Below are 7,218 nucleotides of genomic sequence, written 5' to 3'. Positions count from 1 at the left end.
AGTGAATACAAAAATTTCTACTTTTGTCGCCGGGTAAGTCCTGTACGACCAGCTCCCTCTGAATCCCCCCAGGGTCGGAAGGCAGCAAGGGTAGGAGGTTGTAGCGGTGCGATACAGGTAGCTTACCCACTTGCCGAATTAGCTCAGTTGGCCAGAGCACGTGATTTGTAATCTCGGGGTCCACAGTTCGAATCTGTGATTCGGCTCATATCAGCCTAAAGGCTGTCGTTCTTTATCGATTGAAAAAATTTTGGGGAGATACCAAAGTGGCCAACTGGGGCGGACTGTAACTCCGCTGACTTTCGTCTTCGTAGGTTCGAATCCTGCTCTCCCCACAATTACCAAATTCCAAAAGATAAAAATTCCAAATACTAGTTTGGGGTTTGAGACTTGAATATTGGAATTTGAATGTTTGCGGGAGTAGCTCAGCTGATAGAGCATTAGCCTTCCAAGCTAAGGGTCGCGGGTTTGAATCCCGTCTCCCGCTCAATAAAGGTCGCCGTTTTTGGTGACCTTTTTTATTTTTCCACCCATCACTTCATTGGTTTTATCTATTTCTCATTGTTATTATCGATAGGCGATCATTCAACTATCGTTCACGCTCCCTGTTGTCTAAAGTGTTGTGTTCAATTTAAAATCAGTTGCTGAAGAGCTGCTTAACTGTTCGATGTTCGTAGCAGGGGTTATTGTTTTGGGGCTGGATATACGAAACCATACATGAGAGCAAATAGTCGTTTTAAAAATATTATAAAATCAGATCGGCCGGTTGTGGTCGATTTTTATGCTGATTGGTGTCAGCCATGCAAAGAGATTCAACCAATTTTATGTGAACTTAAGAATACGTTTAAGGAACAGATTCGTATTCTGAAAGTGAACGTCGATTTCAATCCACTAATCGCCAACCAACTTCAGGTGAAATCAATTCCAACAGTTATGATTTTTAAGTCTGGAGACTTGCAGTGGAGCAAAGAAGGCCCTTTACTGCTACCCGAACTAACGGGGATACTTAGAAAGTGTATCCCTGATTTTTAGTGTTTTTTGATAGTTACATTTTCTTAATTATTTTTACCACCAATGATCGAACTATGGAAAATGGAAAACGACCGGGACGGGATGTATTGGGTGATGTGATGAATAGTCAGGTTTCGCATTCGAACATCCCTTTAGTGAAAGAGATTTTGTCGACAATGTCAGATGTTGTTTGTATTCTAAACAGTCAGCGTGAAGTCGTTTTTGCCAATGAAAAACTACTTGAGAAATATTCCATCAATTTAACGGATGACATTTTTGGCTTACGGTTTGGCGAGGTGATGAACTGTATTAATAATCAAGCAGAGGATTCTGTTTGCGGTACAACTGATAAATGTCATTATTGCGGGGCAAATTATGTTTTCGAAGACTATTTAGCGCACAATAAATCAGTAACTAAAGAGTGCCGGTTGCTTCGGTCTATTGACGGATCTGTAGTTCAGTTCGACCTTGAAATCTCAGCCAGTCCGTTTTTTTATCAAAAAGATTATATGGTCGTCTCCATCAACGATATCACCGATAAGAAACGACGGGATCTTCTGGAGCGAATATTTTTCCACGATGTTATTAATATGGCTGGTAGCCTGAGTGGGATTTTGGGATTAATGAAGCAGGGGATTGATGATACAGAAGAGGATTTTTTGGAAGCTGCTCATTCGCTGAGTGAACAAATCATTGAAGAAATAAAAGCTCAGCAGCAAATGTTGAAAGCTGAAACAGGGGAATTGAAAGTGGAGCCAGGCGAAATTCAAATGGCTGATTTCATGAATGAAATTCGTGATAAAATCAAGTATAGTCAAGCTGCCTTTGATCGTAATATCAACGTTGTCGACAATAGTTTCAATGTCTGTTTTGTCAGCGACCGGGTGTTACTCACCCGAGTTATTTTTAATATGGCTAAAAATGCGCTCGAAGCGATTGATCGTGGAGGAGAAATCAAAATTCAGGCTTTTGGTGACCGGGAACGTGTTCGGATTGAAGTGCATAACGATTCCTATATTGAAGCGGATGTTCAGAATCAACTTTTTCAGCGGTCCTATTCAACCAAGGGACAGGATCGGGGCGTTGGGACTTATAGTATGAAATTGTTGGGCGAAAAATACCTGAAGGGTAAAGTTGACTTCTCGTCCGTAAGTGAAAAAGGGACCACCTTTTTTATAGAGATCCCTTTATCGTTGTAAAATTTGCTGGCACCGTTTTCGGGTGTCGGCTACTTCTTTTAAACTCTAATTTCCACCAATGGCGTTCCGGATTAATTGAAGTTGATCTTTGGGATACTTTTCGTTCGATTTAATCCCAATTGCTTTATTGTAATAGAAACGGGCAACGCTGTAATTTTTATTTCCGAATGCTTTGTCTCCCTCGGCAATGGCATTTTGGTATTCTTTCTCACTTTGTTGAGCCAACTGTTTCTCCAGCTCTTTCTGTATTTCAGCTAGTCGGATCGACGGATAAGGTTCTTCTTTTTTCAACGCGAGTGCTCGTTGATAGTAAGCCCGCGCCACTGCAAAATCCTTGTTCACAAATGCTTCATCGGCAATGTTAATCCAATTCAGATAATCTTGTTCTTCGCGTTGCGAGAGCATTGTATTGGTCAGCCTGCTGATTTCGCTGATTCGATCTTGCGGATATTTTTCCCACGATTTAATTTCAAGTGCCTTGTTGTAATAGAAACGTGCCAAAGTGAAGCCTTTCCGTTCAAATTCAGTGTCGGCTTTTGTAATCGCATCGTTATAGGCTTGAATTTGGTCGGCAGCCAATGATTGATCGATTAGTCTGCTGATTTCGGCCAAACGTTGCTGCGGATGCGGATTTTGTGGCTGAATATTCAATGCTTTTTGGTAGTAGAACTGAGCTACTGTATAATCTTTTTTGTTGAAATTTTCATCGGCTATTTGAATCGCTTCCGTATAAGACGCGTTTGTTTTTTCGGCAGCCTTTGCCCGTTCCGCCAGCAATTCAAGCTCAATGAGTTTAAGGTCAATAGCCTCGATCTGTTTTTTCGGATAGGCTTCTTGTGGTTTCAGATTCAGAGCAAGCGTGTAATCTGCTTTGGCTTCGTTCCACGCTTCAGCATTAAACTGTTTGTCTGCCTTCAAAATTGTTGCCCGGTAGTCTGCATCCAGCTTGGCAATTTGCGACATCAAATCTTCCAGTTCCTTTATTTTAGGTTGAACGTCAGATTCCTTTTCCGGCAAAATAACAATCGCATCCCGATAGCTTCCCAGGGCTTGCTCAAGCAGTTGCTTGTCAATAAACGCTTCAGCTTCTTTTATTTTTGAGTTGAAGGCCAACAGGTTTGCCTGCGCAATCGAGTCTTCAAGAGTTTTTTGCTTGCGTTCGAGTTCGGCCTGAGCAAGCTGCTGCAGAAGCAGCTCGATTTCGTTTAGCTTATCTTTTGGGTATTGCTCATTGGGGAAAATAGAAAGAGCCTTGTTGTATGCCGTTTGGGCTTCTGCGTATCTTTTCTGACCCAAGGCTGCATCGCCAAGCGCAATGGTTTCATCGTAGCGCGCTTTAGTGGCTTTGGCTGTATTCTCTGCTGCTATCCGCTGCGCTTCTGCTTCGGCTGCCAGTCGGGCTTCTTCTGCCCGTTGGGCAATTAGTTGCTCAATTTCGTTAATCCGTTGCGGAGGTTCCGGTTCGTCCGGTTTCAATCCACCTGCTTTTTTATAGGCCGAAATCGCTTCCGGAAGCTGATCCAGATTGAAGGCCGCTTTAGCCGATGCCAAGGCTTCCTGATACTGTTGGTCGAGAATAGCCAGTTGTTCCTGTTGCTTGAGAATATCATCAATTTTTAGAATTTGATCTGTCGGATATTTCTCCTTCGATTTTAGGGTCAGCGCCTCTTGGTAAAGCGATTTTGAGTTCACATAGATCCCGTCACTAAATGCCTGATCCGCTTCAGCGATCTTGGCCGCATATTCTGCTTCCAGTTTCTGTCTGTCAGCTTCAACCTCAGCTAATTGTTGTATTTTTTGGTCGATCAGCGCTATTTGATTCATGGCGTACTGATCGTCAGTTTTTATATTGAGAGCTTCCTGATAGGCTGGTTTTGCCGAAGCCAACTCTTCTTTTCTGAACAAGGCATCGGCTTTTGCGATAGCCGTTTTATAGGCCTGTTCTGTTTCGAAGGCTTGCAGTCGTTCAATTTCGGCCAATTGCTTCACCGGGTATTCTTCTTCCTGTTTCAATAGATGTGCCTCGTTGTAAGCATCGGTGGCAACGGCATAGTTTTTTTCATTTAGTGCGCCATCGCCTCTGCGCAGGGCAGCCTGGTAGGCCAGTGTTACTTTAGCCATGACTTCGTTTTTTCGATCTATTTCAGCCAGGAGGGCGTCAATTTCAGAAATCTTTTGTACCGGATATTGTTCTTCCGGTTTCAGTCGGTTTGCATCGGTATAGTTTGCCCGTGAATTGCGGTAGTCATTCAACAATAGCAACGAGTCTGCTTTGCTGATATAGGCCAGATATGAACGATCCAATTGTTGCGATTTCAGCAGGTCGGCTTGCAACTGTTTCATTCGCTCGATTTGCTCTGAAGGATAAGTCGCTGCCGGTCTTAATGTTAGTGCAAGCTGGTATTGTTGAATAGCATCCGGGTAATTTTTCTCAGATCCCAGTCGATCGCCTTCACCCACAGCTTTTTTATAATCTTCGTCCAACTGAGCCAATTGAGCGAGTTCCTGATCAATTTTCAGAATTTGGTCTTTCGGGTAGTTTTCGTCAGGCTTTAAGCTCGATGCTTTTTGATAATTGCTTTTGGCTGATTGATATTGTTTGGCGGTAAAGCTGCCATCGGCGCTTGCAATTAGATCGTTGTACTGTTTTTCAGCGTTCTGTAGCGCCAGAATGTCGTCAATTTCAGTGATCCGGCGAAGGGCCTTCTCATGATCGGGAGCTAATGAAAGTGCTTGCTGATAAAGCGGCTTGGCAGACTGGTATTGTTCGTCTGCGAAAGCATCATCCGCTTGTTTTATCAGCTGATCAAGTTGGGCAAGAAGAGCCAAGCGTTCATCGATTTGCTCAATCTGTTCTTGCGGATAGGTCTCAGCAGGAATCAATTTAAGCGCATTCTGGTAAAGTTCTTTTGCACGAGGAAGTTCATTGGCATTGAATGCCCGGTCAGCAGTCGCAATTAAATCACCATACTGACTTCGGGCTTCGAGATTGGCCAGTATTTCGCGGCATTCATTCAGTCGGGCCGTTGCATCGGTATCATTGGCTTTTAAGGCTAAAGCCGATTGAAATGCAGTGATTGCATCGGAGTATTTTTCAGCATCGAAAGCAGAAATCCCTTGCTGCATAAACGCTTGGTATTGTTCCTCTTGTGTTGAAAGCTCGGCCAGACGCATCAATTCCTCGTCGATTTTTTGAATCTGCGTGAGTGGGTATTTTTCAAGTGATTTTAATGCCAATGCCTTTTGGTAGTTGTCTTTTGCCACATTCAGTCGCTGAGCATTAAATGCCTGATCGGCCATTTCGATGGCAGCTTTGTACTGTTCTTCTATGGCTAATTGGATCAAAATTCCATCAATTTCTACCAACCGGTTTTGCGACAGCTCGTGGTCGGCTTTCAACTGTAATACTTGTTGGTATTTACTTTTAGCAGCCGGGTAATCTTTTTGGTTGAAGCTAGTGTTCGCATCAGCCAGTAGTTGATCAAATTGTTGATCGAACTGCATGCGGCTGTCGATTTGGGCAATGCGATCTTTGGGGTATTGCTCGGTTGTTTTGAGGGCAAGTGCCTGGCTGTAGAGCGCTCTGGCATCAGGAAACTGAGTTTTATCAAAAAGATCGTCAGCCTTGCTAATTAGTTCGGTGTATTTTTGATTGGTAGCCAAGGTGGCCATGGCAGCCTCAGTCGCTTCAATCCGGTTCAGAGCTGCTTCGTCATTCTGTTTTAAGCTCAAAGCCAGTTTAAACGAATTGAGTGCGTCCGGATAAGCTTGCGCGGAAAACGAGGTATTTCCCTTGCTCATCGCTTCAGCATATTGATCGTTTAACTGTTTAAGTTTGGCCAGACGTTCAACTTCGAGGTCGATTTTGGTGATCTGATCGCGGGCGTATTGTGAGTCGCGGGGGCGCAGGCCGATAGCTTGCTGGTAAAGCCCTTTTGCCTGGTCGAACACTTCCGCGTTAAATGCCTGATCGGCTTTTGCAATCAGTTCGTTGTATTGCACCATGCCTATTTGTTCTTTCATCAGCTTGTTCGACTCTTCAATACGTTCGGTCGCGTACTTATCTTTCGCCTTGTATTGCAGCGCTTTTTGGTAGGCGGCGATTGCGCCATTGTACTGTGTCGCCGAAAATTGGTCGTCGCCCGATTGGATGGCGGCCAGGTAGTTTTGTTCGGTCTCTTCAGCCATCTTTAGTGCCAATATCAGATCCTGAATCTCGGCAATACGGTCGCGTGGATAGGGGCGATCACTGAATAGCATTAACGCTTCGCGAAATTTGCTGATTGCTCCGTCGTAGTCGTTTTTCTGGTAAAGGGCATCAGCATCAGCGATGGCCTTGTCGTAGCTTTTTTCGAGCGCCGCGTGTTCCAGTTCATCTGCACGACTAATGCTTTTCCGTTCCGAAGCCAGCGTACTGTTAGCTTCTTCAGCGGCCTGAATTTGTTCTTTGATCTGATCGTCGGACAAATAGATCTCCGAATCGAAATTGTCGATCTTTGAATTATAGAAAACCCGTGCTACAGGTTTAATTGTGAACGAGTTGTCGATGATGTCGGTTTCTTTAAACAGGTTGAGAACAAACGAAAGTGGTGGAAACCGGTTGTTTTTCTGGAGAATTTCGGTTGGGACGTAGGTTGATACGATGATAATTTTCTGAAAGAATCCCTCTCTGTTGAAGGTTAATCGATACTCGCGATTGAAGTCCAATTTAAATAGAAAGCGTCCGGTTCGGGGTGGACTGATTACTTCGTCGGCTTTTCCGCTCATTGAAATAGTGATGGTTGCTCCATCAGTCTTACCATCATCAGACGTTAACCGGCCGTCAACAATAAATTGTATGTCGTCTTGTGCCGCCAACTGCAAGGCGAAAGGAAGAAGTAAGAGAATTAACAAGATTTTTTTCAGATACATATCCAACAACGTTTGAAATATCAGCTTTCCCACCGAAAAATAAAGCTGTTTTTTAAAATTCTTTTAGGAGTAGCGAATATAATTCATTCAACTTAGA

At 43.8% G+C, this 7,218-nt stretch carries 3 protein-coding genes, 3 tRNA genes and 1 other RNA gene; 6 read left to right on the top strand and 1 reads right to left on the bottom strand.

Going from position 1 to position 7,218, the window contains the following annotated elements:
• Window positions 1-31: 31 nt before the first annotated feature.
• The 6 genes from ffs (at window position 32) to ABZD21_RS05015 (ending at window position 2,210) form a co-directional block, all read left to right on the top strand.
• An RNA gene (gene ffs / locus ABZD21_RS05040) (signal recognition particle sRNA small type) lies at window positions 32-131 on the top strand.
• 1 nt (window position 132) lies between these two features.
• Window positions 133-206 (top strand) — tRNA-Thr (locus ABZD21_RS05035).
• Between the two features lie 46 nt (window positions 207-252).
• Window positions 253-335, top strand: a tRNA-Tyr gene (locus ABZD21_RS05030).
• Window positions 336-414: 79 nt separating this feature from the next.
• A tRNA-Gly gene (locus ABZD21_RS05025) sits at window positions 415-487 on the top strand.
• 230 nt (window positions 488-717) lie between these two features.
• Window positions 718-1,032, top strand: a complete 315-nt coding sequence (locus ABZD21_RS05020) for a thioredoxin family protein (protein WP_372773358.1) — start codon at window positions 718-720, stop codon at window positions 1,030-1,032.
• Between the two features lie 53 nt (window positions 1,033-1,085).
• Window positions 1,086-2,210 carry an ATP-binding protein gene (locus ABZD21_RS05015; RefSeq protein ID WP_372773356.1) on the top strand — a complete coding sequence of 375 codons (1,125 nt, stop codon included), beginning with the start codon at window positions 1,086-1,088 and terminating at the stop codon, window positions 2,208-2,210.
• A 45-nt stretch (window positions 2,211-2,255) separates the two neighbouring features.
• On the opposite strand, the gene ABZD21_RS05010 is transcribed toward ABZD21_RS05015, so the two are convergent.
• Window positions 2,256-7,121: a hypothetical protein gene (locus ABZD21_RS05010; protein WP_372773355.1), complete on the bottom strand. Its 4,866-nt coding sequence runs from the start codon at window positions 7,119-7,121 to the stop codon at window positions 2,256-2,258.
• Window positions 7,122-7,218: the final 97 nt, after the last annotated feature.

Origin of the sequence: Mangrovibacterium sp., from assembly GCF_041596335.1 — a bacterium.
In the GTDB taxonomy this organism is placed as follows: domain Bacteria; phylum Bacteroidota; class Bacteroidia; order Bacteroidales; family Prolixibacteraceae; genus Mangrovibacterium.
This window is presented reverse-complemented; position numbering and strand designations above follow the sequence as displayed.